Annotated in this window: 26 protein-coding genes; 17 read left to right on the top strand and 9 right to left on the bottom strand. The window is 52.1% G+C overall.

All coding sequences use genetic code 11. The features are described 5' to 3' along the window. Positions 1-601 precede the first annotated feature (601 nt). Positions 602-2,497 carry an RCC1 domain-containing protein gene (locus ACJJI1_RS09350; protein ID WP_444959164.1) on the top strand — a complete coding sequence of 632 codons (1,896 nt, stop codon included), beginning with the start codon at positions 602-604 and terminating at the stop codon, positions 2,495-2,497. Between the two features lie 453 nt (positions 2,498-2,950). Here the strand turns inward: ACJJI1_RS09350 and ACJJI1_RS09355 are convergent, their stop codons facing one another. Next, complete coding sequence (locus ACJJI1_RS09355; RefSeq protein ID WP_444959165.1) at positions 2,951-3,757, bottom strand: isocitrate lyase/PEP mutase family protein; 807 nt, start codon at positions 3,755-3,757, stop codon at positions 2,951-2,953. A gap of 223 nt (positions 3,758-3,980) precedes the next feature. Next, positions 3,981-4,808 (bottom strand): alpha/beta fold hydrolase, encoded by an 828-nt coding sequence (locus ACJJI1_RS09360; protein WP_444959166.1) that lies wholly within the window; start codon positions 4,806-4,808, stop codon positions 3,981-3,983. A gap of 352 nt (positions 4,809-5,160) precedes the next feature. Between ACJJI1_RS09360 and rpsF the strand changes: the two genes are divergently transcribed. The 6 genes from rpsF (at position 5,161) to ACJJI1_RS09390 (ending at position 9,914) form a co-directional block, all read left to right on the top strand. After that, complete coding sequence (rpsF, locus tag ACJJI1_RS09365) at positions 5,161-5,604, top strand: 30S ribosomal protein S6 (RefSeq protein ID WP_282930240.1); 444 nt, start codon at positions 5,161-5,163, stop codon at positions 5,602-5,604. Between the two features lie 12 nt (positions 5,605-5,616). Beyond that, positions 5,617-5,847, top strand: a complete 231-nt coding sequence (gene rpsR, locus ACJJI1_RS09370) for a 30S ribosomal protein S18 (RefSeq protein WP_108731487.1) — start codon at positions 5,617-5,619, stop codon at positions 5,845-5,847. A gap of 43 nt (positions 5,848-5,890) precedes the next feature. Beyond that, complete coding sequence (locus ACJJI1_RS09375; RefSeq protein WP_444959167.1) at positions 5,891-6,733, top strand: hypothetical protein; 843 nt, start codon at positions 5,891-5,893, stop codon at positions 6,731-6,733. Between the two features lie 36 nt (positions 6,734-6,769). Further along, positions 6,770-7,216, top strand: coding sequence for a 50S ribosomal protein L9 (gene rplI, locus ACJJI1_RS09380; protein ID WP_444959168.1), 447 nt, complete (start codon positions 6,770-6,772; stop codon positions 7,214-7,216). A gap of 109 nt (positions 7,217-7,325) precedes the next feature. Next, positions 7,326-8,768, top strand: coding sequence for a replicative DNA helicase (dnaB, locus tag ACJJI1_RS09385; RefSeq protein WP_282930237.1), 1,443 nt, complete (start codon positions 7,326-7,328; stop codon positions 8,766-8,768). Between the two features lie 54 nt (positions 8,769-8,822). Next, a complete protein-coding gene (locus tag ACJJI1_RS09390; RefSeq protein WP_444959169.1) occupies positions 8,823-9,914 on the top strand; it encodes a winged helix-turn-helix domain-containing protein in 1,092 nt (363 codons plus the stop codon). On the opposite strand, the gene ACJJI1_RS09395 is transcribed toward ACJJI1_RS09390, so the two are convergent. The 6 genes from ACJJI1_RS09395 to ACJJI1_RS09420 form a co-directional block, all read right to left on the bottom strand. Continuing rightward, entirely contained in the window at positions 9,904-10,593 is a 690-nt protein-coding gene (locus ACJJI1_RS09395; protein WP_444959170.1) for a DUF6515 family protein, read from the bottom strand. The genes ACJJI1_RS09390 and ACJJI1_RS09395 overlap by 11 nt on opposite strands. 111 nt (positions 10,594-10,704) lie before the next feature. Further along, complete coding sequence (speB, locus tag ACJJI1_RS09400) at positions 10,705-11,577, bottom strand: agmatinase (RefSeq protein ID WP_444959171.1); 873 nt, start codon at positions 11,575-11,577, stop codon at positions 10,705-10,707. Between the two features lie 63 nt (positions 11,578-11,640). Next, a complete protein-coding gene (gene nspC, locus ACJJI1_RS09405) occupies positions 11,641-12,834 on the bottom strand; it encodes a carboxynorspermidine decarboxylase (RefSeq protein WP_108731493.1) in 1,194 nt (397 codons plus the stop codon). Between the two features lie 69 nt (positions 12,835-12,903). Then, entirely contained in the window at positions 12,904-14,097 is a 1,194-nt protein-coding gene (locus ACJJI1_RS09410; RefSeq protein WP_108731494.1) for a saccharopine dehydrogenase family protein, read from the bottom strand. Positions 14,098-14,169: 72 nt separating this feature from the next. Next, a complete protein-coding gene (speA, locus tag ACJJI1_RS09415) occupies positions 14,170-16,092 on the bottom strand; it encodes a biosynthetic arginine decarboxylase (protein ID WP_413664140.1) in 1,923 nt (640 codons plus the stop codon). 231 nt (positions 16,093-16,323) lie between these two features. Then, entirely contained in the window at positions 16,324-17,022 is a 699-nt protein-coding gene (locus tag ACJJI1_RS09420) for a DUF6515 family protein (protein ID WP_413664141.1), read from the bottom strand. Between the two features lie 293 nt (positions 17,023-17,315). Here ACJJI1_RS09420 and panC point away from each other — a divergent pair, with 293 nt between their 5' ends. Both panC and panD read left to right on the top strand, forming a co-directional pair. Further along, on the top strand, positions 17,316-18,164 hold the full coding sequence (panC, locus tag ACJJI1_RS09425) for a pantoate--beta-alanine ligase (protein WP_444959172.1): 849 nt from the start codon (positions 17,316-17,318) through the stop codon (positions 18,162-18,164). A 13-nt stretch (positions 18,165-18,177) separates the two neighbouring features. Next, entirely contained in the window at positions 18,178-18,564 is a 387-nt protein-coding gene (gene panD, locus ACJJI1_RS09430) for an aspartate 1-decarboxylase (protein ID WP_413664143.1), read from the top strand. Between the two features lie 44 nt (positions 18,565-18,608). Here the strand turns inward: panD and ACJJI1_RS09435 are convergent, their stop codons facing one another. After that, a complete protein-coding gene (locus ACJJI1_RS09435) occupies positions 18,609-19,526 on the bottom strand; it encodes a polysaccharide deacetylase family protein (RefSeq protein WP_444959173.1) in 918 nt (305 codons plus the stop codon). A 178-nt stretch (positions 19,527-19,704) separates the two neighbouring features. Between ACJJI1_RS09435 and ACJJI1_RS09440 the strand changes: the two genes are divergently transcribed. From ACJJI1_RS09440 to ACJJI1_RS09475, 8 genes are all read left to right on the top strand, one after another. After that, the gene (locus ACJJI1_RS09440) at positions 19,705-20,199 is read left to right on the top strand and encodes a 2-thiouracil desulfurase family protein (RefSeq protein ID WP_444959174.1); all 495 of its coding nucleotides are present in this window, start codon (positions 19,705-19,707) and stop codon (positions 20,197-20,199) included. A gap of 265 nt (positions 20,200-20,464) precedes the next feature. Then, on the top strand, positions 20,465-22,273 hold the full coding sequence (locus ACJJI1_RS09445) for an Ig-like domain-containing protein (protein ID WP_444959175.1): 1,809 nt from the start codon (positions 20,465-20,467) through the stop codon (positions 22,271-22,273). 210 nt (positions 22,274-22,483) lie between these two features. Beyond that, entirely contained in the window at positions 22,484-22,702 is a 219-nt protein-coding gene (locus tag ACJJI1_RS09450; protein WP_444959176.1) for a 2-thiouracil desulfurase family protein, read from the top strand. A 40-nt stretch (positions 22,703-22,742) separates the two neighbouring features. After that, positions 22,743-23,108 (top strand): cupin domain-containing protein, encoded by a 366-nt coding sequence (locus ACJJI1_RS09455; protein ID WP_413664150.1) that lies wholly within the window; start codon positions 22,743-22,745, stop codon positions 23,106-23,108. A 216-nt stretch (positions 23,109-23,324) separates the two neighbouring features. Beyond that, the gene (acs, locus tag ACJJI1_RS09460; RefSeq protein ID WP_444959177.1) at positions 23,325-25,262 is read left to right on the top strand and encodes an acetate--CoA ligase; all 1,938 of its coding nucleotides are present in this window, start codon (positions 23,325-23,327) and stop codon (positions 25,260-25,262) included. Positions 25,263-25,459: 197 nt separating this feature from the next. Continuing rightward, positions 25,460-25,876, top strand: a complete 417-nt coding sequence (locus ACJJI1_RS09465; protein WP_444906581.1) for a hypothetical protein — start codon at positions 25,460-25,462, stop codon at positions 25,874-25,876. Positions 25,877-26,022: 146 nt separating this feature from the next. Further along, entirely contained in the window at positions 26,023-26,400 is a 378-nt protein-coding gene (locus ACJJI1_RS09470; RefSeq protein ID WP_444892625.1) for a VOC family protein, read from the top strand. Between the two features lie 25 nt (positions 26,401-26,425). Next, positions 26,426-26,812: a DUF6632 domain-containing protein gene (locus tag ACJJI1_RS09475; protein ID WP_444892626.1), complete on the top strand. Its 387-nt coding sequence runs from the start codon at positions 26,426-26,428 to the stop codon at positions 26,810-26,812. Positions 26,813-26,914: the final 102 nt, after the last annotated feature.

Genomic DNA, 26,914 nt, shown 5'->3' on the forward strand with positions numbered 1-26,914 from the left:
TGTGCGGACTAAGGAAAGTTCAAGGGGCCTCTGAAAGCCAGAGGCCTCACCTAATTATTCAGAGGCTCGTTTACATAACCGATACCTTGATTTCATTAACGTAACGATAGGTTAGCTGCAGTTGCTGTGCTTTACGGATACCCTGAGCGATTTTAGATTCACCATGGTTATATTTTTTGAGAAATGATAATTGGCGGATTATCAGTTTTATACAGTGGTATTATTTTTGTGAAACTCCTTTTGGGGAAGGTAGAGTTTAAATTTCAAGTGCCAGTAATTAATTGTCTCTCAATTACTGCATAATAATTTTTCCAATAAAAATATAGATCTAAATGCAGGTTAAGAAATTGTTTTTTAATCGCAATGGTAGGTAGGAATCTCCTGGGTTTTGGGGTTGAGCGCCTTAAGTGGTACTTCTGTATCTGTGTGCCTTGTTCGTATTTATTCAAATATAAAGGTGGAGCTTTATCCTTTAATATTTCTGATTTTTATGATGCTTATACAGTTGGAGTGAGTCGAAATATTTGTAGTTAGAAAGCCATTTTAATTGCTATATGGCACTTGGCTTTTTATTATAACGGCTTTATTGGAGGGGGTTTATATGAATGGAATTAAAGGCCAATATCAGTCTTGGCATTTGCACATTTTGCACATTTTGCACATTTTACGCCTGGGAATACTAACGCTCACGGTTGGTCTACTCAGTGCTTGTGGTGGTGGCGGAAGCAGTAGTGGCGGTAATGGCACCACAGAAACCGTTACATTGGAAAGTATTGGGCTGGAACAAGATAGCTCGAATGAATACCAGTATTTTTTAACGGCTTACTACAGTGATGACTCTTCCGTTGATGTTACGGGTGATGCGGATTGGTCCGTGAGCGACACTGACCTGGCAACGGTAGATGCCGGGCTGCTCACCCCGCTACATAGTGGGTCATTTACTCTGTATGCCTCCTATGAAGGGGTGGATACTGAGGTGGATGTTGAGCTGGCCCCTATCCTTGAAAGCGTACAGCTGGACAGGGATACCTCTAATTTCGATCAATATTATCTCACTGCCTACTATGATGATGACTCCTCAGAGGATGTTACAGAAGAGGCGGAGTGGTCGATAAGCGATACCAGCCTGGCGACGGTAGAGGCTGGCCTTATCACCGCACTGGAGAGTGGCTCAGCTACCTTGACCGCCTCCTTTAGCGGTGAAACGGCGGATATGGAAATTGAACACCTTGTCTATGTGCGTGAAATTTTTTCTACCCATGGTAATCATGCTGCATTAAAAAATAATGGTTCGGTTGTGTCATGGCCTGCATGGCCTGATGAAGATGATGACTATGTCAGCTTTAGTGAGGTTAGCGCCAACTTAACCAGTGATGTTATTGAGATTTTTGTTACGGATCATGCTTTCGCGGCATTAAAATCTGATGGCTCGGTCGTTACCTGGGGGCATACTAGCTATGGTGCAGATAGCAATGACGTTAGTGCATATCTGGCTAGTGATGTAGTTACTATTTATTCAAGGAAAAGGGTGTTTGCAGCACTGAAGTCCGATGGTTCCGTAGTGACCTGGGGACTTGACGGCTACGGTGGCGATAGCAGTGACGTTAGCACGGAAATCTCCAGTGGTGTTGTTGAGGTTTTTGGAACTGACGGAGCTTTAGCTGCCCTTAAATCGGATGGCTCTGTTGTGACCTGGGGAATTGAAGATGAAGGTGGCGATAGCAGTGCAGTGAGTGCGGAAATCTCCAGTGATGTAGTGACTGTTTTTTCAAATGATTATGCTTTTGCCGCACTTAAGTCAGATGGCTCTGTTGTGACCTGGGGAGACGAAGATCGCGGTGCCGATAGCAGCGCTGTCAGTGCAGAGCTCTCTAGTGAAGTTGAGGCCGTCTTTTCAACGAATACGGCTTTTGCCGCACTTAAGTCAGACGGTTCGGTCGTTACCTGGGGTGCATCTGAATGGGGTGGAGATAGCAGTACTGTGAGCACCGAAATTTCCAGTGGTATTGTTGAGGTCTTTGGAACTGGCGGAGCTTTAGCTGCCCTTAAATCGGATGGCTCAGTGGTTACCTGGGGTGGTACTAACTATGGTGGTGATAGTAGTGAGGTGATTGATCAGCTTACGGATGATGTTGAAACTCTCTTTACTGCTGAATATGCTTATGCCGCTTTAAAATCTGATGGTTCGGTCGTTACCTGGGGGAGCGATCAGGGTGGCGATAGCAGTGAAGTTAGTGCTGAGTTAACTGGAGATGTGGAAATGATTTATCCCAGTGAATATCTAGGTTTTGCCGCACTAAAGGCTGATGGGTCGGTAGTTAGTTGGGGGCTCGATGATTATGCTGATACTAGCAGTGTCAGTGATCAATTAGAGAGTGGAGTATTGGATATTTTTACCAGTACTGCATCCTTTGTAGCATTAAAAGATGACAAGTCGGTAGTAACCTGGGGGGCGGAGGGTTACGGTGCCGATAGCAGCGGTGTTGATTTCTATTAAATAGAAATTATATTGCTGGAATTGGGAGCGGTTTACTGACTTCTGGTGGTAATGCTACCAGTTGATCTGGTGGATATTACAGACTGGTATGCCTTGAGCCGACAATCAGGTAGCTATTGATTGTCGGCTTGCCAAGATAAATACATTAGCCGTCTAGCATCCATCTGCTTTGCTAAATATACCTCGTACAAATAATATTTTATTTGCAGCTCAAAAAATTACTTCATATTTTTAGTGGGGTATCCCGGTAATAGCTATTTGAGTGACAGCAGTTTTCTGATGGATCTTTTATTGGAATTTCTGTTCCAGTTCGCTATTAGAATTATATCCTTTCAATATTTTCTTTTGATCCTTTCTTACTTTATCTTCTTGTATTGTGCAGAAGGTTAGCTAAAGAATCCCCGTAAATAGCTAAAAGCCATAAACTGATATACCCCGGCTATAAGCTTCTCTCTAAATGCTCTCAACAAATGCAGAGTTCAATGCGCCGTAGTCCAGCACATTACTAAACAAACCACTATCACTGTTGACCACTGTCAGCTGCTTTGATGATTCGCTCAAGTGCCCATAGACAGACTGGAATAATGCTGGTCCGGTACTAAAGCGCTTTATGCCTGCAGCAAAAAACTCCGATATAGGGGCTATTCCCGGAAGCAGCATAATATTGATTGGCAAATTGATATTCGCTGCTAGACTCCTTGCCTCCTCAACTGAAGAGAGCCCAGGCACAAAGCCGCAGTCAGCACCGGCACTTTTATAAAGCTCTAACCTCTCTATACACATATTGATCGCTTGTTCACCGCTGGCGAGTCCATTGAGATAAACATCGGTACGGGCATTAATAAAAAGCGGGCGGCCGTTCAGTGCTTTAAGAATAGCGCTGATTTTTTCGCCGAGAGATTCGGGGGTGTCGTTACCATCTTCAATATTGATACCCACTACGCCCAGCTCCATCATTTTACAAGCCAGCTCAGCTACCTGTTCGGGGTTTTGAGAATATCCATCTTCAATATCCACACTCAGAGGTAATGAGGTCACCCGGGCAATCCGCGCGATAGCGTTTAGGTGTTCCTCAACTGGCAGGGCACCGCCATCGGCATAACCCAGTGACCAGGCAACGGCGGCACTGCTGGTACCTACCGCTTGGGCGCCTGTGTTTTGACAGATTAAAGCGCTGGCAGCATCCCAGGCATTTGGCAGGATCAGTGGGGCGTCAGTTTGGTGCAACTTGGTGAAGGTATTGAATGGGCTGTTGTTCATCGGGATAACCTACTTGAGCGATGTCGTTTGAGTGGTGAATTTACCGCTCAAGAGATTGATTCACTGGCCACAAACGGAACTGAACCGTGAAAACCGGAAAGACAAATAAGATTGTTGGCTGCGATGTGGGAGGGAGGTGAAACAGGCAGTTTTTATTAATACATGGCTAAGAAAGCTGTGAATCGCTTTCTTGGCCATGCAGGAAAGACAGAAAAAAGGAAAATCAGTTGAGAGCGGGATCTTTATGTAGCCACTGCTGTACTGCCTCAACTACGGGGGCGGGATTCTTGATCCAGCTGAGGTGTGGATTGCCTTTGGGGTAGGTGGGTTGCATCTCCCGGGTTTCACCGCCGACGATCGCCGCTAATTTACGGGCGGCCTGGATAGGGGCGAAGGGGTCGCCGTCCAGTGCAATATGCAGGGTGGGCTGGCTTGTCTTTTCCATTTGCCCAAAGCGATCCTCCGGTGCAAAGCGACCGCTAAATATAGATCGGGCCCAGTCTTTCATCAGCCTGCGGGCTTCGCGCCAGCCGAATCCCATACGCGCACCGGGGAAATAACCCAGCAGGCTTGAGGTAATACTGGCAATTGAGGCGAAGAGCAGGATGGCGTACTTGTGCAGGCCACTCCAGCTGCGGTGGTCCACATGGCCGGAGGCGATACTGACAACCTTGGCGTTACCGGTGAGGCCGGCGCGGGCCGCCAGCGTACTGGTTTGGCCGCCGATACTGTGACCGAGAATCAGCGCTGGCCCCTGGGGGAATTGCTGTTCCAGCAGTTGGATTAACTGTGGGATAAATGAAAACACCAGATCGTTGTAACCGTAGTCTGCATTTCGGTGGGGGCGCGGCAGGCTCTCCCCGGTGCCGGGCAATTCGCTGATGGCGGTGTTGTAACCGAGCTTTTGCAGCTCTTCCAGAAGCAGGCGGTAGCGGTTGGCCGGTACGCCCATCGCGGGAAGCACCAATACCAGGGGGCCTTCGCCGTTGTGTACTGTGGTTACTGGTACCTGGAAGGCGCCAAATTCTAATTGGTGGGTTTGTTGGGGCATGGTACTTCTCCCTTTAACAGTCCGGCATCATAGGCGAAGCCAGCTTGCCAAACCCATGACCAGACCGAGCAGTGCTGTGTCCCAATCCGCCAAATCCCAGAAACAAGGCGAGTGGCAGGGTAGTCATTTTGATCAACCTCTAACTTGGAATGCGAATGCACTTGCTTGAGGTAATTGATCCACTTGCAACCGGGCAGGCGAAGGCTTGGGCCTGATGCAATTGGTTAACTTGCAACCAACCCCACAACTGCCTAGAATACGCCGCCCGCAATGGGCCCGGTTTATCCGTGCCCGTTGTACTCCTTGCCTCATCGGACTGTCCGAGAGGCTGATTAACCCGTAAGGAGCTAAAATGCGTCATTACGAAATTGTATTCCTGGTTCACCCGGACCAGAGCGAGCAGGTACCTGGCATGGTGGAGCGCTACACTGCGTCCATCAAGGAGAGCGGTGGACAGGTTCACCGTCTGGAAGACTGGGGCCGTCGCCGTCTGGCTTACCCGATTAACAAGATCCACAAGGCTCACTACATTCTGATGAACGTAGAATGTTCTGAAGAAGCCCTTGAGGAACTGACTACCAACTTCCGTTACAACGATGCGGTTATCCGTAATCTGGTAATTCGTGAAGACGAGGCGATCACTGAAGAGAGCCCGATCATGAAAGCGGAAAAAGAAAGCCGTGAGCGCAAAGCTGCCCGTGCAGAGCGCACCGAGCGTCGCGAGCGCGCCGGAGAAGAGAAAGCTTCTTCCGACGCTGCAGAAGCTTCTTCCGATAACGCTGAAAGCGAAGAGTAAGGGGATTATCAGATGGCACGTTTTTTCCGTCGTCGCAAGTTCTGCCGTTTCACCGCTGAAGGTGTTAAGCGTATCGACTACAAAGATCTCGATACCCTGAAAGCCTACATCTCCGAGACTGGCAAAATTGTTCCTAGCCGTATTACCGGTACCAAAGCCAAGTATCAGCGTCAGCTGGCCTCTGCGGTCAAGCGCGCTCGCTACCTGGCCCTGCTGCCGTACACGGACAGCCACGAAGCCTAAGCCGCAGTTTGCTTAGACTCATTAATAGAGAAGCTATCTAGATATGCGCGCCGTAGCTGAATTTATTATGCGCGGACGCGTCAGGGCGGTAATCCTCACCATGTTGGGGATTCCGCTGATAAGCCCGGCAATTCTCGCTCTGGTGAGTTTGCGCCGAGGTAGCAGTGACGGCCTGATGGTTTTGGCCTGGGCTCTGTTGCCGGTCATCGTTGCATATATGACTGGCCATGCATCCTTGATGATGGCAGGTCTTACTATTTGCGCTTTTGTCGCCGCCTTTTGCGGTGCTATAGCGTTGCGTGGTACTCAATCGTGGGTCACTACGCTGATGACTGTGACATTTGCTTCTGTAGTGGGAGTATTGCTCACCTCTAATTTCAGCGGTGGTCTCTTACAGGGACTTGAGCAGACTTTAGAGGCGGCAGGGGTTCCATTGGGCCCTGATGCTCAAGAACAGTTGAAGCAGGAGCCACTGGCTGAACTCCAAATCGCTGGAAACTTGAGTTGGGTATTGGCACTTTTTACTACCTTGTCTCTCGTGTTGGGACGTTACTGGCAGGCCCTGCTGTACAACCCCGGCGGTTTTCGTCAGGAGTTTCATCAGCTGCGTTTGCCTCGGTGGTTGGCGGTGGTGGGTATGCTGCTTTGGCTGCTCTGCCTGATTACGCCAGGCTACGCTCTCTGGGGGTTGGTTATTACCCTCCCCTTGCAAGTAGCGGCCATAGCTTTGATTCATTGGCAAGTTGCTAATCGCAATTGGGGGTTAGGCCCTCTAGTGGCGATGTATGTAATGCTAGTGATTGCAGCAATACCCCTGGCGGGCTTCCTCTGCGGCCTGGCCCTGGTAGATAGCTGGATAGATATTCGCGGACGCTCTTCCAAATAAGCGCGCCCGCACAATACAGAAATTGAGGAAACCGAGATGGAAGTTATTCTGCTCGATAAAGTAGGCAAACTGGGCAACGTGGGTGACCGCGTTGATGTTAAAGCCGGTTTTGGCCGCAATTTCCTGCTGCCGACTGGTAAGGCAATTGCTGCTACCGCCGCTAACATTGCTGAGTTCGAAGCTAAGCGCGCTGAACTGGAAGCCGCTGCTGCCGCTAAGCTGGCTGAAGCTGAGAGCCGCGCTACCAAGCTGACCGATCTGGTTGTTACCATCGCTGCTAACGCTGGCGACGAAGGCAAGCTGTTCGGTTCTATCGGCACTCGCGACATCGCTGAAGCGATCTCTGCTGGTGGCGTTGAAGTAGCTAAAGCTGAAGTTAAGCTGCCGGAAGGCGCGCTGCGCGAAGTGGGCGAGTACGACGTAGACGTACAGCTGCACTCCGACGTAATTGCTGCAGTTAAAGTCGTTATCGAAGCCGAGTAAGGTTTTGCTGACGAACGGTTGGTGCTTCGGGCGCCAGCCGCGCTACAATCGGGCGCTGCACCCTATCGGGTCCAGCGCCTGTTTTGTTTTTACTATCCAGTAAAGTCCCATGATCGACGAATACGCCGCCCCTGAAGAAGAGATCCACAGCGAAGAGAGTTCACCCCTGCCGCATTCGGTAGAGGCGGAGCAGTCTGTGCTTGGCGGCCTGATGCTGGACCCGGGCCGTATTGATGCCGTTGCCGAACAGCTGAGTGAAGAAGATTTCTTTAGCGCCAGCCACCGCAAGATCTTTGCGGTTATGGGCGAGCTGAGCAATGGCGAACAGCCCCTGGATATCGTTACCCTCGCCGAGGGCCTCGCCAGCCGCGACCTGCTCGGTGAAGTGGGTGGCCCTGCCTACCTGGCGGAATTGGCCGAAAATACCCCCTCCGCAGCGAATATCGTCGCCTACGCCAAGATCGTGCGTGAGCGCTCCATGCTGCGCCAGTTGATCGCCGCCGCCGGTGAGATCAGTCGCACCAGTTTTAATCCCGGTGGCCTCGCCTCCGCCGACCTGCTGCAGATGGCCGAGCGCCGCGTGGCGGAAATCGCCGAGGGGCGCGCCAAAGAGGGCGGCTTTGTCGGCGTGGATACCCTGCTGAAAAAGACTGTCGAGCGCATCGATGAGCTGTTCAAGACCGAGGGTGATATCACCGGTATCAGCACCGGTCTTACCGAACTGGACCAGCGCACCTCCGGCTGGCAGCCGGGCGAACTGGTTATTCTCGCCGCGCGTCCCTCCATGGGTAAGACCGCACTGGCATTGAATTTTATCGAGAGCGCCATGCTCTGCCAGGAGAGTCCGACGCTGGTCTTCAGTATGGAGATGCCCTCGGACAGCCTGGTGATGCGGATGTTGTCCTCTATTGGTCGTATCGACCAGGGGCGCATCAGGAACGGCAAGCTGCAGGAAGAGGATTGGCCCAAGCTGTCCAGCGCCGTGCAGAAGATGAAAGGCAAGTCCCTGTATATCGACGATACGCCGGCACTGAGTCCCAGCGAGGTGCGCGCACGTACCAAGCGCACTGTGCGGGATCACATCAACAAATTGATGCGGGAGAACCCCAAGTTAAGCCGCGAAGACGCCGAGGCCAAGAGTATGCCCGCCATGATTATGGTGGACTACTTGCAGCTGATGCAGGTGAAGGGGTCTACCGAGGGCCGCACCCAGGAGATCTCCGAAATCTCCCGCTCTCTCAAGGCGCTGGCGAAAGAATACGAATGCCCGGTGATTGCCCTGTCGCAGCTCAACCGGGGAGTAGAGCAGCGCCCCAACAAACGGCCGATGAACTCGGACCTGCGGGAATCCGGGGCGATCGAGCAGGATGCTGACGTGATCCTGTTTATCTACCGCGATGAATACTACAACGAGGACAGCCCGGATAAAGGGATGGCCGAGTTGATTATCGGCAAGCAGCGTAACGGTGAGATCGGCACCTGCCGCGCAGCGTTTGTAGGCAAATACACTCGCTTCGATAATCTGGCGCCGGAATACTACCAGGGCGAATAAGCCTTTCTGCTAGGTTCGCGGCTGTCGAATATCCGAGCCTAGGGGAGCCACCTCTTGTTATCCGAACAAAAGATCCGCGCACTGGTGCTGCAACGCCAATTTATCCACAGCTCCTGGACTGAAGGATTGTCGGAGTTGTTGCAACATCTTGGCGCCCTACAGTTGGATGCTATCCAGCGAATTACCCGGGCCCACCACCACCAGCTCTACAATCGCCTGCCCGGTTACCGCGAGTCACACCTGGCTGAAGCTGAAGAGCGCCGCGAAATTTTCGAGTACTGGTCCCACGCCGCTGCCTACCTGCCAATGGCCCACTACCCCTATGCGCGGGTGCGTATGGATCGTATCCGCGCCGGTCAGCGCCACTGGTTTGAAAAGAATGCCAAGCTGTGTCGCTATGTTCTCGATCGTGTGCGAGAGGAGGGTGCCCTGCGGGCCAGTGATTTTGTGCGCACCAAGAGTGGATGGTGGGAGTGGTCCGATGAAAAGAAAGCCCTGGAGCAGTTGTTTCATGAAGGTGAGCTGATGGTCAGCCACCGGGAGGGCTTTCAAAAAGTCTTCGATCTCCCGGAGCGGATACTGCCGGCAAATATCCCGACCAATGCCGCCTCGGAAATTGAGTACGGCACCCATCTGGTACGCACTTTCCTGGGGTGCCAGGGGACTGGCCGTCTGGAGGAAATGGCTTATCTGCGCCGGGAAGACAAACCCCTTATCCAGCTGGCAATTAAGCGTATGCTGGCAACCGGTGAACTCACTCAGTGGGGAAAAGAGCTGATGCTCACTGAGCATCTGGACTGGGAGCCGGTACGACCATCTCGCAAAGTGCGTCTGTTATCCCCATTTGACCCGCTGATATTGCAGCGCAAACGCCTGCGCCGGTTGTTTGATTTTGAATATCAATTGGAGTGCTATGTGCCGGCGGCCAAACGCCGCTATGGCTATTTTTGCCTACCGATTTTATATGGCGATCAATTCGTGGGGCAGGTGGACTTGAAGGCAGACCGGGATGCGGGTGTTCTGCGGGTAGAGGCCCTGCACTGGAATAAAAAACCCGGTGTCTCGCTGGAGGCGAGCTACCACCGGGCTCTGGGGCAGTTTGCCCGTTTTCACGGGCTGCAAAGCGAAGCCGCGCTTACAGCTTGACGACTACGTAGACCTCCTGGCCATCGCGCTGGGTCGGCATAAAGTAATTGCCGCCATAGCGGTAGTACTGGATGCCATTGATGATTTCAGCGGCATAGCCATTGGGTAGGGTTTCCACCACTTGTCCGGGCTGAAAGCCCTGCGGGCCAGGGTCCGGGGTTGCAGGCACAGTAGCGGGGGCTGCTGCCGTTGCAACAGGAACGGCGACAGCCGGCGCAGGCGCTGGAACAACGGCTACGGGTGCTGGAGCTACAGCTACTGCAGGTGGCGCTACTACGACATAAGTCCGGGTAGCCGGGTGCCACTGATAGTAGGCATCGGCGTACTGGTAATAAGTAATTCCGCCTGCATGGACTCTGACAGCACTAGTTGGCAGGGTGACTACCGAGGCGCCCAGGGGGGCGGCGACAACGACGTAACCACGGGGACCGTGGCGGTAGAAATGTCCGCCATGGTAGTAAAAGGGACGTCCGCCAACTGCGACACGCACATGGCCAACAGGTAGTACGGGCGCAACAAATCCGATCGAAACACGTGGTCCGCGATAAACACCGCCACGGTGGTGGTGGCGATGATCTCCCCCGCGCTCATAACCGCGCGCATCGGCCGGTGGGCTAAAGGCAAAAGCGGCCAGCGCCAGGAACGCACTGGCGCCAATTACGACATTCAGTTTATTCACAGTCTCTCCAGCGAAGTGATTACTCACATTTGACATACTAACCCTTATCCTGACATTAAAGACAGGTTAATTGGTTAAGAATTGTCAAAGTGCCGGAGGCTGGATCAGTGGTCAGCGGTTGCGCTGGATGATTCCCATCAGCTTGTACATCAGCTGTGCGGCGGCAAAGTCATAGGCGTGAAAGCCCTCGATCGGCGCAAATTCCAGCAGATCGAAGCCAATTATCTCTCTTTGTCGCGCAACAGATTCGAATAAGTTGAGGGTCTGGTACCAGCCGAGACCGCCGGGTACCGGGGTGCCGGTGGAAGGGAAGACCGATGGGTCCATACCGTCCACATCCAGGGTAAAGAAGACTTTCTTGGGGAAATTCTCCGGTAACTGGAATTCCTGCACATTGTTGGGCACCAGTTGGTGGGCATCCAGATAGCCCACGTTGTGGTCCTTGCGGGCTTGAACTTCCTCTTCGCAATAGGCGCGGATACCCAGCTGGAACAGGGGGACACCGGCTTCTACCACTAGACGCATCACGCTGGCGTGGCTGTGTTTGTGGCCCTCATAGCGATCGCGAAGATCGGCGTGGGCATCGATCTGCACCACACCAAAATCGGTTTCACCGGCGTCCAGTAGCCCCTTGATAATACCCCAGGTCACCGAATGCTCACCGCCGATACCCACCGGCATCTTACCAAGAGCCAACACTTCTTTGGTGGCTGCGGCGATATTCTCCATCACCTGCTCTGCAGGGCCGGAAACCGAGACGGGCGAGCGGGTGTAGATGCCTAGGTCACAGGGGTTGGAGAAGTTGTCAAAAGTTTCCAGTTGCCAGGATGCTTCCAGGATGGAGGTCGGACCCTTGCTGGTGCCGCCACCGTAGGAGACGGTCTCCTCATAGGGGATGGGGATAATGTGAAAGAGGGCGTCTTCCGGCTTCGGCTGCTCGATTTCGGAGCCGAGAAAAATGGGGTATTCGTTTTCTGACAACATCTACTGGTCCTCTGGCGGAGGCTATAACTCATTGCCTGCCGCATCTATCTCTATCGGCACTGTTTAGGAGAGGCGTTCCTTAAAATCTTCGTAGCCGAAAGTTTTGATCATCTTCAGGTCGTCGGTATCCGAATTCCACAGGGCGATAGCCGGTAGGGGGATACCGTTAAAAGTATTGGTTTTCACCATGGTGTAGTAGGCCATTTCCTCGAATACCAGTCGCTCGCCAATCCGCAGTGGTTGACTGAAGCTGTATTCGCCGATGCTGTCGCCGGCCAGGCAACTCTGTCCGCCCAGGCGATAGGTGTGGGGTAAGTCACCGGGGCGAGCGGCACCGGTAATTTCCGGTCGGTAGGGCATTTCCAGCACATCGGGCATATGGCAGGTGGCAGAGGCGTCGAGGATGGCTTGGTTTTCACCATTCCAGGCGATATCCACTACCTCAGCCACAAGGACTCCTGCGAACAGGGAGATGGCCTCACCGGGTTCCAGGTAGACCTGTACATTGTGCTTGTCGGAAAAGCTGCGCACCGCTTCGACCAGCTCATCCACCTGGTAATCCCGGCGAGTAATATGGTGGCCGCCGCCGAAATTAATCCACTCCATTTGTGGTATCAGATCGCCAAACTTCTCCTCCACGGCAGCGATTGTGCGCTGCAGAGGTTTGAAATCCTGTTCACATAACGTGTGGAAGTGCAGGCCGCTGATGCCCTCGAGGGACTCTCCTTCAAACAGCGAGCGCACGATGCCCAGGCGCGAACAAGGGGCGCAGGGGTCGTAGAGATCGGTGTGGCCCTCGGAGTGCTCGGGGTTGATACGCAGGCCAAAACGCAGCTCTGGCCGCTGCTGTTGCATATCCAGGCACAACTCCCGAAAACGCTTCCACTGGGAGAAGGAATTGAAAATTACATGGTGGGCAAATTGCAGTATTTCCCGCAGTTCCTCATCCTTGTAAGCGGCACTGAAGACATGAACTTCCTTGCCTTTGTCGCGACCGCCGTACTCTTCGAACCCCAGTTTGGCTTCGTGCAGGCCACTGGCACAGGTCCCGGATAGATATTCAGCCACGATGGGCCCGGTGCTGAACATGGAAAAGGCCTTGAGCGCTGCCAGTACCTTGGCACCGCTGCGTTCCTGTACATCGGCGAGCAATGCCAAATTATTGCGCAGGGCAATTTCATCGATCACAAAACAGGGAGAGGGAACGCGGTAGGGGTCGAAGCTGCCGAAATAGTCAACGGGGGGAGTGAGGTCCATGGTGCGTTATATCCTGGTGCGGCGGGGCGGGCACTGGAGTCCGCCCCGCTAGGTCGGGAAAGAAGCGATTTACTGGAAGGGCTTATCCAACCAGGTTTCCTGCCAGGGCAGGCCGTACTTGTTCAGGTCATCCATAAAGGGATCTGGATCCATCTGCTCCATATTCCAAACGCCGGGCTTCATCCACTTGCCTTCCAGCATCATCTTGGCACCGATCATGGCCGGGACACCGGTGGTGTAGGAGATCGCCTGGGATTGAACTTCCTGGTAGCAGTCCTGGTGGTCGCAGGTGTTGTAGACGTAGTAGATTTTCTCTTCGCCGTCTTTGGTGCCACGGATAATGTTGCCGATGCAGGTCTTGCCCTTGGTCAGCGGGCCGAGGCTGGCGGGGTCTGGCAGCAGCTCTTTAAGGAACTGGATAGGTACAATTTCCTGGCCCTGGAATTCCACCGGCTCAATGCCAGTCATTCCGACGTTCTGCAGAACTTCCAGGTGTTTCAGGTAGCTCTCGCCAAAGGTCATCCAGAAACGCGCGCGCTCAATTTCCGGGAAGTGCTTGGACAGGGATTCCAGCTCTTCGTGGTAGAGCAGGTAGATATCCTTATCGCCAATGCCTTCGGGGAAGTTGAATACGCGCTTCTCTTCCATCGGCTTGGTGGTAACCCACTGGCCATTTTCCCAGTAGCGACCGTTGGCGGTGATCTCGCGGATATTAATTTCCGGGTTGAAGTTGGTGGCGAACGGCAGGCCGTGGTCGCCGGCATTACAGTCGAGAATATCCAGGGTGTGGATACGATCGAAGTGGTGCTTCTTGGCGTAGGCGGTAAATACGCTGGTGACGCCGGGATCGAAGCCGCTGCCCAGCAGTGCCATCAGGCCGGCTTTCTCAAATTTCTCCTGGTAGGCCCACTGCCACTTGTACTCGAACTTGGCCTCTTCCGGCGGCTCGTAATTGGCGGTATCCAGGTAGTGCACGCCGGTTTCCAGGCAGGCATCCATAATGTGCAGATCCTGGTAGGGCAGGGCCACATTGATGACCAGGTCCGGTTTCACTTTTTCGATCAGCTTTACCAATTCAGGCACATTGTCCGCATCTACTTCAGCGGTGTCGATTTTGCGCGGCAGCATAGCGGCAATCTTGTCGCACTTGCTTTTGGTGCGGCTTGCCAGGGTGATATTTTCAAATACCTCAGCAACCTGTGCGCACTTGTGCGCAACCACCTGGCCGACACCGCCGGCGCCGATGATCAGTACGTTGGCCATAAAGATCTCCTTAAATCTGCGGCTAATGTTACCGCTATATTCTCAAAGGCGTTGGCGCCTCATTTTTAAAATTTATTTTTCAAAGTAGGTGTAACCGCTCATGCTGGCGGTATAGGTTTGCAAAATCTGTTTGCGTTGGGCAGCGGTAATCAACCCTTGCTTGACGGCGCGTTCTGCCAGGCGGCGGAAGCGCTCAAACAGCGCCTTGGGCTGGTATTCCACGTAGCTTAACACGTCAGAAATACTGTCACCGTGAATCTCGTGGCTGAAGTCTATGCTGCCGTCTTCCTGGATGCGCACACTCACGACATTGGTGTCCCCAAACAGGTTGTGCAGGTCACCCAGGGTTTCCTGGTAGGCGCCAATTAAGAAAGTGCCGAGAATATAGTCCTCGCCATCCTTTAGCTCGTGTAAAGGCAGGGTTTTCTGCTCTTTTTCCCGGCCAATAAAGCGGTCGATCTTACCATCACAGTCACAGGTGATGTCGGCGATGATGGCGGAGCGCGTCGGAGCTTCGTCCAGGCGGTGGATCGGCAGCAGTGGGAATACCTGATCGATAGCCCAGATGTCCGGTACCGATTGGAATACGCTCACATTGGCGTAGTAGATATCCGACAGTACCTCCGGCAGGGCTTGCAGGTCTGCCGGAATCTCTTCGGCCTCATCCAGTAATTTGCGAATATCCTGGGCGCTCTGCAGGAACAGGTTTTCCGCATTGGCGCGTTCGCGCAGGCTCACCTGGCCGTGCAGATACAGAGAGCGCACTTCATCGCGGTAGTAGAGTGCGTCGTTGTAACTCTCTTGCAGGTTTTTGGGGGTGATACTGCGCACTGCGTCCTGCAGGTTGAGCAGCATCTGGTGGTCGCCTTCGCTGATCTTGGTGTGCTCCAGTTCCACCGGCTCGAAACGGGTAGTGTCGAGAATATCGAATAGCAGTACAGAGGAGTAGGCTACAGTGGCGCGGCCGGATTCGGTGATAATCACCGGATGTTCGACTCCCTCGCTATCGAGGGTGCCCATAATGGCTTCCACTACATCGACACAGTACTCGTCCAGGGAGTAATTCTTTGAGTGGGTGTAATTGGTCTTGCTGCCATCGTAATCAACCGCCAGGCCACCGCCCAGATCCAGGTAGCCCATGGGTGCGCCTTCTTCCACCAGATCGGCGTAGTAGCGGCAGGCTTCCAAAACTCCGGTGCGGATGTCGCGGATATTCGGTACCTGCGAGCCCAGGTGATAGTGCAACAACTTGAGACAGTCGAGCATATCGTGGTTGCGCAGTTGATCGACCATGGCGATCAGGTCGTTACTGCCCAGACCGAAAATACTGCGGTCGCCACTGGTCGCATTCCAGTAGCCGCCCACCTTGGAGGCGAGTTTTACCCGTGCGCCGATATTTGGGCGCACCTGCTCGCGCTCGGCGCAGCGGATAATGGTCTCCACTTCCGAGGGCGTTTCCACGACGAAGAAAACCTGTACGCCCAGGCGTTGGGCCTGCAGTCCGAGGTTAATAAATTCCTCGTCCTTATAGCCGTTGCAGACGATCAGGGATTCGGTGTTATCCAGAATGGACAGGGCAGCGATAAGTTCTGCTTTACTGCCCGCCTCCAGGCCGTGGTTAAAGCGGCGGCCGGCATTGGCAATTTCTTCAATGACCTGACACTGCTGGTTCACCTTAATGGGGAACACGCCGCGAAAAACATTGCCGTAGCCGCAATCGTCGATAGCGCGAGCAAAGGATTCGTTAATCCGGGCGATCTGCGCTTCGAGTAAATTCTCAATACGCAATAGCAGGGGCATACCCAGGCCGCGCTCGGTGGCGCCTCGGGCAATGTCCATCAGCGAAACACTGTGTGTTACCCCGTTGGGGCCGTCGACTTGCAGTGAAACTTCACCATTTTCGTTCAAATCGAAATATCCGGCGCCCCAATTGCGGATGCCGTAGAGCTCGGCCGAATCTTCGCAAGTCCAGTCTTTTACTTGTTGCTTTTTCATGGCGCCTTTCTGTTGATATTGGCGGGCGCGAATCTTGGGCCCAGCAGGGCCGGAAAGCAATAACTATAGATAAAAAAACGCTAATTTTTGCGCACTGAAAAGTAAATGGGGAGCGAGTGGATGGCCAGCTCTTTTGCACTCTGCGACAGGGGGCTTAAGAAGGTGATTGATCTGCGCAAATTTGAGTAAAAAAGGCGGCCCGAGGGCCGCAGGGAGGGGGGGATTGGGTAATCAGTAATAGGTCGGCTTGGGGACAACCCGGTAGCCGCGGTGGCTATGGTCCCACAGGTAGTAGGTGTCATAGGCCACGTAGTAATTGTGTCCACCGGCTACCACGGTCAGTGCTGATGCTGGCAGGCTGTGCACGATAGCGCCGTGGGGGGCCTGGGCTACTACGTAGCCGTGAGAAGCCGGGCGATAAAAAATTCCATCGCTATAGTAGAAGCCTGCTGTTCCGATACTGATACTGACGAAATTACGCGGCAGGTGGCGCCAGCGGTAGCCATAACCGTAGTGCGAGGGACGGTAGTGGGGGCGGTGGCCGCGATAACCGTGGCGGTAAACCGGTCTGTGTGCCGCGCGATATTCGTGGCGGTGGCCCTGCTTGTGGCCTTTTCTATGCCCTTTGTTATAGCCTTTGTTGTAGCCCTCTTTATAGGCGTGGCGAACTTCGCGGCGGTGCTGGCGCTCCTCTCTGCGTTCACGTCTGCGCTCTTCTTTCTTGCGCTCTTGTCTGCGGCGTTTCTTTTCCTGCTGGCGGTCGTGATGCTTGTCGTGCTGTTTCTTTAAGTGGCGCTGCTCGCGTTCGGCTCTTCCATATTTGTGGTGGTCGTCCATGGCGCGCTGGTGCCCGCGATGTGACTCGGACAGGGCGGGTGCTGCGATCAGCAGCAGGCTTAGGGTGGCGATGGCAGTAGTGAGGTGTTTCATAACATCTCTCCCGAGCGTGGGGCTCTTTTCTTTCAGATCAGGTCTTTTGTGTATCTTGGCGTGAAGTTTGCCCTGGCGGGTCTGAACACTTCCTGAACTGAATGGGGTAAAATTCGGCGGCAATCGACGGCGTAGATTGTGACTAATAGTTCAGATATGGGCAGAGATTGTCTGGCGGGGCCACAGGCTGGATTCTGCGGCGAAATCTTATTGAGAGCGGCAATTTTGCTATGTTGAGACACCTGGTCTCAGCGAGTATGATGCCGCGCTGATTCATAGTGAGCGGTAGCAAGATGCAAGTCTTCCACCACGTAGCAAGTCTGCGCGAGGCGCTGGCCCAGGCCCGCAAAGACGGCAAGACCGTCGGCTTTGTGCCAACCATGGGCAATCTGCACGATGCCCATATAGAACTGGTCAAAATCGCCCAGCAACACTGCGATCTGGTTGTGGTATCCATCTTCGTCAACCGACTGCAATTCGGTTTGAATGAGGATTGGGATAAGTATCCGCGCACTATGGAGCGGGATATGGCCAGCCTGCGGGAAGCGGACTGTGACTTCCTGTTCCATCCGGATGAGAGTGAGATTTACCCCAACGGCATGGACCAGCAGACCCGCGTGGTTTGTCCGGCGATGACCGATGTCCTGTGCGGCGCCAGCCGACCGGGTCACTTTGAAGGGGTCACCACCGTAGTTTCGAAGCTTTTCAACATTGTGCAGCCGGATAAGGCTATTTTCGGGATTAAGGATTTCCAGCAGTTAGCAGTGATCCGCCGTATGGTGGAAGACCTGTGTATGCCGGTGGAAATTGTGGCGGCGCCGGTGCATCGTGAGGAAGATGGCTTGGCAATGAGCTCTCGCAATGGTTATATCACTGCGGAAGAGCGACCGAAGGTTGCTGTACTCAACCAGTTACTTAACTGGGCTAAGGATGAAATTGTGGCTGGACGCCGGGATTTCGTCGACCTCGAGACAGAGGCGCGCAAGCGAATTGAAGAGAGTGGCTTTCGAGTTGACTACTTCTCCATCTGTTACAGCAAGGATTTACAGCCAGCGGCAGATGACGATAAAGAAATCACGATCCTGGGAGCTATGTACACCAGTGCAGCGCGCCTGATCGACAATGTTTCCCTGAAACTCTGAGGGGCATCCAACTATGCAAATTGAAATGTTGAAGTGCAAGTTGCACATGGCCGCAGTGACTCAGGCCGAACTCTGGTATGACGGTTCCTGTGCAATTGATGAGGACCTGGTAGAACTGGCTGGCCTGCGCGAATTCGAGAAGATCGATATTTACAATGTGAGCAATGGTGAGCGCTTCCACACTTATGTGATCCTCGCCGAGCGCGGTTCCGGTATTATCTCCATGAACGGCGCCGCTGCACGTAGAGTACAGGTGGGTGACCGCATTATTATCGCTTCCTATGCGCAGATGACAGAGGGCGAAGCCGATAACCACAAGCCCAAGCTGGTCTACCTGGATGAGAACAACAAGGTAGAGCGCAGCACTAATACTATTCCGGTTCAGCTAGCCGAAGCCTGATTCTTTTCGCTACAGGGCGTTGTGCCCTGTAGCATCCCCGCTGCTTATTGACCAGACATTAATAACACTTCCTGATTAAACCTCTTTTCCAGGTAGGACTCGTCCAGGGTGTAGTGCCAGAGATTTTTCTTTTGTCCTTTAGCTAGAGCGATTTCGCCGATTCTGCCAGGGTTATATTTAATCGGTTGGGCGAGTTGGTAGTTGGCGATGGGGTCCCGATAGGCCTCCTCTAAAGGAATTATCTCCCAGCCTTCCTTCCTCAGTCTTTCAGCCAGATCACCAATAAACAGGGCTGAAATATCCATTTCATGCAACAGTATGACGTGCTTTGGGGAGCGCCCGAGATATTTAATTGCCATATCGTCGTAGTACTTAATGCTCGCCATAAGAACGTCGACATAAAAGTTGGAGAGTCTTTCCATATCAACTGCTTTCCCATCTTTTACTGCCGTTTGGAAAAGTTCTTCGATATACCAGTCGTAGTTATTTAAGGTGATATAGGCGTTTTGATAGTTATTTTTCTGTAGTAGGTTCCGGATACCATCGCGTTTTTCGACAGTTTCGCCCTCGCGCAGATAGGGAAAGCGAAAATAGGTTTTAAAGTTGTCAAATTGTTGAAGTAGCTGGTGGGCCTGCAAAAAATCCGCTTGATAAGTGGATAGCCCTGTTTCCAGAAAATTGGGATGGCTATGGGTGTGATTGCCAATAATATGTCCAGCCTTATCGTAGCGGTGCATCCGCTCCAACCCTTCCTTATCGAAGGATTGAGTATTGGAAAAGAAGGCTACTTTGCCAACTTTATATTCTTCTATGTTTTCAATTAATGTTTTGGCCCGGGTTGGTCCATCAAAATAACCATCAGCTTTACGGGGGGCATCATCGAAAGTAATTGCCAGTTGTTTGGCGTTAGCGACTGGGATTGCCAACAAGTAAATTATCAATAATATGACTGAACGCTGCATGGTTTATTACTCTAATGAGTTTATTTACGAGCTGTTTGCCAGGCTAGGATTTAGTTGTCCTTCTATTCAGGTTTTCTGTCTTAATTTACTGGTCAGAAAACCTGCGTTGTCCAGTAGTCTAGGCTCAGTTGCGGTAGAGTTCGGCTTCCTATTGTGTCCACTATAGCTTCAGATGTATATGGCCAAAATACTTGTTAGTTCCTGCCTTTTGAACTGCGCCGTGCGCTATGACGATAGTAGTGTTGAGGCCAATAGCGATGATTTTGAGTGGCTTGTGGATACTCAGGAAATTGTTTCCTTGTGTCCGGAAGTGGCGGCGGGATTGCCTATTCCGAGGGTGCCGGCTGAGATCTGTGGCGCAAATGGAACAGAGGTGTTAGATGGAACTGCCGGGGTTATAGGTAGTGATAGAACAGATCTAACTGAGCAATTTATGCTGGGGGCCAAACTGGCTATGGAATTATGCAGGAAACACAATATCCAGTATGCAGTGCTTACGGAAAATAGTCCCTCTTGCGGAAGTAACTATATTTACGATGGCAGTTTTTCAGGGACAAAAATAATGGGCTCTGGTGTTGTGTCTGCGCTTCTTCAAAGGATGGGAATAATAGTTTTTAGTCAACATACTGTTGGGCAACTTAGAGAATTGATAAGTGTATCCAGAGCTAACTAAGTTGTTAGCATCAATAAAGTTAGATCGGTAAAAAGGGCATTGGTCACAGTTAGGCCCTATAGGTTGATTAATACCGGCGAAGCCGGTGGCTCCCAGATGTCAGTACGATTAGCGCAGTGTCCCTGAAAATTCTCCTTTTGTGACGCAGCACCCAGCCTGTTAGGTTTTGTCATTTTAAGGGTCCAGATTGGCAGTGACTGCTGTGGCAATAAACAGGTAAGACTGAATACCCTGTTGGCTATTTAAATGGCTGCAGGAGGCAGTGGTGGAAGGCAAGTTTTTTAAAGCCGATAGCAAGTTTATCAAAGCCGCATTGGTACTGGCGATCAGTTCCGCGTTTTATGGCTGCAGCGGTGGCAGCGGTGGTGGTGAAGATCCTGCGCCTGTGGATACCACTCCGCCGAGCCTGACACTGACTCCCGCCAGCGGGGCCTCTATTGCAGCAACCGACACCCTACGGCTGGATTTTAGCGAAGCGGTGGCATTGGAGGATATGTCCTTAAGTGGCGCCATGCAGGAAATGGGAGAGCTCTCTCAAGTCGATCAGGACACCCTGATCTTAACCCCGATAGCGGAGTGGGCAAAGGGACTAGAACTCTCCCTGACAATTGCCGCGCAGGATGCGGCTGGCAACCAGATGGCAGAGGTTGATGCTCACTATACCGTGGATGAAATTGCCCCTTTCGTAGTCAGTGTATCCCCAGCACAGGAGCGTTTGGAGAAGGATGGCGCAATCACGGTACAGTTTTCTGAGTCGATGGATCGCGACAGCCTGCAAATTAGCGGTTTGTTGCTGAATGATGAATACACTTTGACCTGGTCCCAGTCGCGCTTTAATGACGATACCTTGGTGATAGCTCCCAAGAGCCGCTGGCTGTCCGGGGAGAATCGCAGCCTGCACCTTGAAGCCAAAGACCCCGCTGGCCTGGATCTCCCCGCTGAACAGCACAATTTTACTGTGCCATTGTACTTTGAGAATTTTGACAGTGCGCAGGTCGTGATAGGCCAGGATGATTTTTCCAGTACTTTGACGGCCATCAATGCAAAAAATCTTGGCGAGGGGCCCCTGGGTTCCGCTGCCGTTACTGATGAGGGGAAGTTGTTCGTACCCGATTATACAAATAATCGGGTGTTAATTTTTAATTCGGTCCCCACAAGCAATGGAGCGCCGGCCAATGCGGCGCTTAATAAAGATAGTCTTGACGATAGCAGCGGGGGAGAGTTTGGTGGCGGGCCCACAAGCATAAGTTTTGATAGTGGAAAACTTTTAATAAATTACTTGTTTGGTACTCGGGGCCACAGTATTTTTGTTTACGATACTATTCCCGAAGATGGTCGGGCACTGCCTAGTGCCAAACTGCCGCAGGACAGCTGCCAGGGTAACGGCTCCGTATATTCCAGTGCAATGATTGCCGAGGGACGCGTATTCGCGGCCTCGTGGTCTAAAGCTCGAATGGTGGTGTGGGATGACTTGCCCTCAATGGAAGATACGGCACCGGATTGGCTGCTGGGCCAATCCACACTGGAAAACTGCACCCCTAATGACCGTGAGCAAGATGGCTCGGTTATGCAGGCCAGTGCTCGCACATTGGCTACGCCCGGAGATGTGTGGAGCGATGGAGAAAAGTTAGCTATCACCGACTCGGAAAATAACCGGGTACTTCTGTGGAACTCAATGCCTACTAGTAGCTTTGCTCCGGCGGATATAGTTTTGGGGCAAGCAGATTTTGTCAGTGATGAAAGTCAGCCCCCGAGTCGACAAACCCTGAGTTTGTTAGAGCGGGGTATCTGGTCTAACGGCATTCAGCTTTTTGTGGTGGACGGCGAAAATAACCGAGTGTTGATCTGGAACCAGTGGCCACAGGAAAATTTCGCTCCAGCAGATGTTGTCTTGGGGCAGGGAGATTTTGATCGCAGTGCCTTCAACGACAGCAACCAAAATGGGGTTGCTGACGAGGGGGAGTTGCCAAGTGCTGCTACGTTGAAATGGCCCGACGGAATTACCGCTTATGAAGATAAGTTGATTATCAACGACTCGGGTAATAACCGCTTTCTTATTTTCCAATCTCGTTAGTTTTCTCTCCTAAATGTACCGGGCTGGTAACCCGGTACAGGCAAACTTAAGTTGATTTGTTTTCTGAGGTTGCAGCCGGACTGCCTGTTCCCAGGGTTCCGGCTGAGATTAGCGGCGGTAGAGGTGCAGAGGTTTTAGCGGGCTCAGCCAAAGTTTAGGGATAAATAAAGAAGACTTAACTGAGCAATTTATACGGGAGCTAAACGGGCATTGCAGCTATGTCTGCAGCACAATATTAAATACGCAGTACTTACGGAAAATAGCCCATCATGTGGTAGTGATTATATTTACGATGGTAGTTTTTCTGGTGCGAAAATAGTTGGTTCTGGCGTTGTGTCTGCACTACTGAGGAGGGAGGGTATACAGGTATTTAACCAGAATATTGTGGGCAGGCTTAGGAAACTTTTGGAAGTATCCAGAGATAACTAAGCTTTCCAGATATATAGTCATATTAAAGGTAGGTATAAAAGTGAATTCTAAAGTTATCAATTTTAAAGAAAAATTGAACCTGTTCTCGGAGCACTGGTCCCCTAAAGTGATTGCCGAGATGAACGATTACCAGTTTAAATTGGTTAAGATCCAGGGTGAATTTACCTGGCATGATCATCCCGATACCGATGAGGTGTTTGTTGTAGTTTCCGGGCATATGCAGATCGAGTTTCGCGATAGTGTTATATCCCTTGGACCTGGTGAGATGACGGTAGTACCAAAGGGTGTGGAGCATAAACCCAGAGCTGAACAGGAATGTGAAGTACTATTGATTGAGCCTAAAGGGGTCGTTAATACGGGCGATGCCGGTGGAGATCTAACTGCGAAAAATGATGTCTGGATCTAAGTGATTGAGCGGTTAATCAACTTTCTTTTACTGTTTGCTTGTCTGATTAACTTGCACCTTTCAGGGCCTGCGTTGGATTGTCTTCGCCCCATGCCAAATTTTGAGATGAGGGGACTGTTTCGCAGCGGCTATGTTATAAAGTGACAAGAATAAAGCTCTAATAAACTCAGATTTCTCTAGGCTAGCCATGCCGCGCTAATAATAAAGGAGAAGATGATGTCTGAAGTGCATGTCCGCCCCGTTCCCCCAAGTTTTGCCGCTAACGCGCTGATTAGCGCCGAAGACTACGAGACAATGTACCGCCAGTCGGTAGAGAGCCCAGAGGCGTTTTGGGCACAGCAGGCCAAGGACTTTTTGCAGTGGGACAAGCCGTTCACCCAGGTTCTTGAGGAGGATCTGCACAAAGGTCATACCGCCTGGTTCTCCGATGGCCAGTTGAACGTAACTGTAAACTGCATCGATCGGCACCTGGCAAGCCGTGGCGAGCAGACTGCGATTCTGTGGGAGGGAGATGATCCCGCTGACAGTAAGGCAATCAGCTATCAGAGCCTTTATGAAAATGTGTGTCGCTTGGCCAACCTGCTGAAATCTCGGGGGGTTAAAAAGGGAGATCGGGTGTGTATTTATATGCCGATGATCCCCGAGGCGGCTTACGCCATGCTCGCCTGTGCCCGTATCGGCGCTGTGCACTCGGTAGTATTTGGTGGTTTCTCCCCAGTATCCCTGAAAGACCGTATTCTCGATTCCGATTGTCGCCTGGTGATTACTGCTGATGAAGCGGTTCGCGGCGGTAAGCGAGTACCGCTTAAAGCCAATGTGGATAAAGCGCTGGTGGACTGCCCCAATGTGCATACGGCCATTGTGGTTAAACACACGGGCACTCCGGTAGACTGGGACAGTAAGCGGGATATCTGGTATGGCGAATCCATAAGTGAGATGGAGCCGGACTGCGCGCCTGAAGTAATGGGAGCGGAGGACCCGCTGTTTATCCTTTATACCTCGGGCTCTACCGGTAAACCCAAAGGGGTCCTGCATACCACTGCCGGCTATCTGCTGATGGCCACCATGACTTTCAAATATACCTTTGATTATCGCGAGGGAGAGATTTTCTGGTGTACTGCCGATGTGGGCTGGATCACTGGGCACAGCTATATCGTCTATGGACCCCTGTGCGCTGGGGCCACCAGTCTGATGTTTGAGGGCGTGCCCACTTTCCCGGATGCCTCACGCTTCTGGCAGGTTGTGGATAAGCATCAGGTCAATATTTTTTACACCGCGCCGACAGCGATTCGGGCGCTGATGGGCGCTGGTGACGAGTTTGTAAAAGCCACCGAGCGCAGTTCCCTGCGACTTTTAGGCACCGTGGGTGAGCCCATAAACCCGGAAGCCTGGGAGTGGTATTACAGCGTAGTAGGCGATGAGCGCTGCCCGATTGTGGACACCTGGTGGCAGACTGAAACCGGTGCACAGATGATCACTCCACTGCCCGGTGCCATGGCTCTGAAACCCGGGTCGGCAACCCGGCCCTTCTTTGGCGTCCAGCCCGCGCTGCTGGATAGTGAAGGCCGGGAGATTGAAGGGGAGGGTGAAGGCTCTCTGGTGATTAAAAAGAGCTGGCCCTCCATGATTCGGGATGTGTACGGCAATCGCCAGAGAATGCTGGATACTTATTTTTCCGCATTCCCCGGTTATTACTTTACCGGTGATGGCGCCCGCCGCGATAGTGACGGTTATTACTGGATTACTGGGCGCATTGACGATGTGTTAAATGTCTCTGGACACCGCCTGGGAACAGCGGAGATTGAGAGCGCCCTGGTACTGCAAAATGATACGGCGGAGGCGGCGGTGGTAGGTTATCCCCACGATATCAAAGGGCAGGGGATCTATGCCTTTGTAATGCTCAAATCTGGCCATAAGCCCAGTGATGAGCTGAAGGCTGAATTAATTGAGCTCTGCCGCAAGGAGATAGGGCCAATTGCCAAGCCTGACTTTATCCAATGGGCGCCTGCACTGCCAAAAACCCGTTCCGGCAAAATCATGCGGCGTATCCTGAGGAAGATTGCCTGCAATGAGCTGGATAATCTGGGAGACGTTTCCACTCTTGCCGATCCCACTGTGGTTGACGCATTGATTGATCACCGCGAAAATCGCTGACCATAGGTTTGGCGCGTGAAGGCTTTATTGGCCGGGCATAGCCCGGCCTTTTCATTGGAGCTGGAGGTTAAATTCCTCCCCGGTTTTTGCGCCATTTTCAGCTAAATAGACAAGTAAATGCCTGCTGCTTTGCACAGTTAGTAATCCTCTAACTCCGGATAATGTTTTAAGGGTATTTACAGCTAAGGAGATTCCGTTTGGAACAGGGACAGTACCTCTGCGATCACTACCGCTTCGCTGCCGATCAGCGCCTCAAGGTTTTTAATTTTTTTGTTGTGTTAACTATGTTTGTTGAGGGCGGAATTTTCACTGCCATGGAGAAAGACTTCCACCCTCTAATCCTGGCGTTGCTGGGAGGGTTTGTGGTCATACTGGTAACCGTATTTTGGCTGATGGACATTCGCAGCCGCCAGCTTCTCAAGCTTGCTGTTCCGGCACTGAAAACCCTGGAAATGGGATTCCCGGAGGAAGCGAGAATTTTTTCCAACGATGCCATTCGTCGAGGTGACTTGGCCCGTTACACTTTCGCTTTCAGGGTTTTGTTGGTGGGGCAGCTGTTCTTTGGTCTGGGCGTCGCTTCTTACGGTATTTATCACTGGTATATCTCCCCCTAATCCCAACCTTGCAGTGGCGGGTATGATTGCATGAAGTGAACCACCTGCCACAACCTCCTCTTTGTCTCGTACGTTTAAAAGTCGGCGCTGCCGGCCTCTCTAGGCTATCTTGCAGAAGTATCCGCTTCCCTCCCGGGGTTTATACGATGCTTGATCATATTCGCCTTTATGTGCACAGCTATGAACGCAGTAAGGACTTCTATCAGCAGGCGCTGATGCCGCTGGGATACCAGTTGGTGATGGAGTTTGAGGATTGGGCGGGCTTTGGCTGGGCGGATAAAGCGGAACTCTGGATTCGTGGAGGGACCAGCACCACTCCACAATTGCATATCGCCTTTCGCGCTGAAGAGCGGCAGGTGGTCAGGGAGTTCTATCGCTTGGCCCTGGAGGCCGGGGGTAAAGACAATGGCGCACCGGCTGTCTACGAACAATATCACCCGGATTATTACGCCGCCTACGTACTTGATCCCGATGGACATAACCTGGAAGTGGTGTGTCATTTACCGGGGGACTTACAGGAATAAGTCGATCGAGATTTGGGAGTAATTTATGAACGAGGTAACTCGAGCAAAATACCTGCCAATAGCGCTGGTCGTTGTAGGAGTGCTTTTTATTCTGGCGATTTACCCGATGATGATGTGGATTTGGCCGGAAGGGTGGGGCTGGACCCCACGGCAGCCAGAATACGAGCAAATGATTATCGGTATTTATGTTACCTTGGGGGTGTTCTTGATACGCGCTGCAAAAAATCCCGCCGCAAATGCCAGTTTAATTTGGTTCACTATATGGTCTAGCCTTGTACACGCCGTCATTATGTTGGTGCAGGCATTGGTGGATAAAACAGAGCGCATCAATTTGATGGGAGATATTCCCGCACTTTTTTTGATTGCCGCTGTACTTTGGTACCTTATGCCCAAGCAAGAAAAATCTGATTGAGCATTTACTTTATTTTGACTTGCTAAAAAATCTGAATTGCTCTTTCTGACTCACCGTTATTGATCCCTGCTATAAGAGCGATAACAAGGTCTAATTTCCCGC

This window comes from Microbulbifer maximicatervae (SeqCode) (assembly GCF_052467065.1).

Coding starts and splice junctions, on each gene's coding strand:
- ACJJI1_RS09355 (WP_444959165.1), bottom strand. CDS start 3,757: ATGAACAACAGCCCATTCAATACCTTCACCAAGTTGCACCAAACTGAC.
- speB (WP_444959171.1), bottom strand. CDS start 11,577: ATGTTGTCAGAAAACGAATACCCCATTTTTCTCGGCTCCGAAATCGAG.
- ACJJI1_RS09420 (WP_413664141.1), bottom strand. CDS start 17,022: ATGAAACACCTCACTACTGCCATCGCCACCCTAAGCCTGCTGCTGATC.
- panD (WP_413664143.1), top strand. CDS start 18,178: ATGCAAATTGAAATGTTGAAGTGCAAGTTGCACATGGCCGCAGTGACT.
- ACJJI1_RS09440 (WP_444959174.1), top strand. CDS start 19,705: ATGGCCAAAATACTTGTTAGTTCCTGCCTTTTGAACTGCGCCGTGCGC.
- ACJJI1_RS09435 (WP_444959173.1), bottom strand. CDS start 19,526: ATGCAGCGTTCAGTCATATTATTGATAATTTACTTGTTGGCAATCCCA.
- dnaB (WP_282930237.1), top strand. CDS start 7,326: ATGATCGACGAATACGCCGCCCCTGAAGAAGAGATCCACAGCGAAGAG.
- ACJJI1_RS09350 (WP_444959164.1), top strand. CDS start 602: ATGAATGGAATTAAAGGCCAATATCAGTCTTGGCATTTGCACATTTTG.
- panC (WP_444959172.1), top strand. CDS start 17,316: ATGCAAGTCTTCCACCACGTAGCAAGTCTGCGCGAGGCGCTGGCCCAG.
- ACJJI1_RS09470 (WP_444892625.1), top strand. CDS start 26,023: ATGCTTGATCATATTCGCCTTTATGTGCACAGCTATGAACGCAGTAAG.
- ACJJI1_RS09375 (WP_444959167.1), top strand. CDS start 5,891: ATGCGCGCCGTAGCTGAATTTATTATGCGCGGACGCGTCAGGGCGGTA.
- ACJJI1_RS09360 (WP_444959166.1), bottom strand. CDS start 4,808: ATGCCCCAACAAACCCACCAATTAGAATTTGGCGCCTTCCAGGTACCA.
- acs (WP_444959177.1), top strand. CDS start 23,325: ATGTCTGAAGTGCATGTCCGCCCCGTTCCCCCAAGTTTTGCCGCTAAC.
- rpsF (WP_282930240.1), top strand. CDS start 5,161: ATGCGTCATTACGAAATTGTATTCCTGGTTCACCCGGACCAGAGCGAG.
- rpsR (WP_108731487.1), top strand. CDS start 5,617: ATGGCACGTTTTTTCCGTCGTCGCAAGTTCTGCCGTTTCACCGCTGAA.
- nspC (WP_108731493.1), bottom strand. CDS start 12,834: ATGGACCTCACTCCCCCCGTTGACTATTTCGGCAGCTTCGACCCCTAC.
- rplI (WP_444959168.1), top strand. CDS start 6,770: ATGGAAGTTATTCTGCTCGATAAAGTAGGCAAACTGGGCAACGTGGGT.
- speA (WP_413664140.1), bottom strand. CDS start 16,092: ATGAAAAAGCAACAAGTAAAAGACTGGACTTGCGAAGATTCGGCCGAG.
- ACJJI1_RS09475 (WP_444892626.1), top strand. CDS start 26,426: ATGAACGAGGTAACTCGAGCAAAATACCTGCCAATAGCGCTGGTCGTT.
- ACJJI1_RS09410 (WP_108731494.1), bottom strand. CDS start 14,097: ATGGCCAACGTACTGATCATCGGCGCCGGCGGTGTCGGCCAGGTGGTT.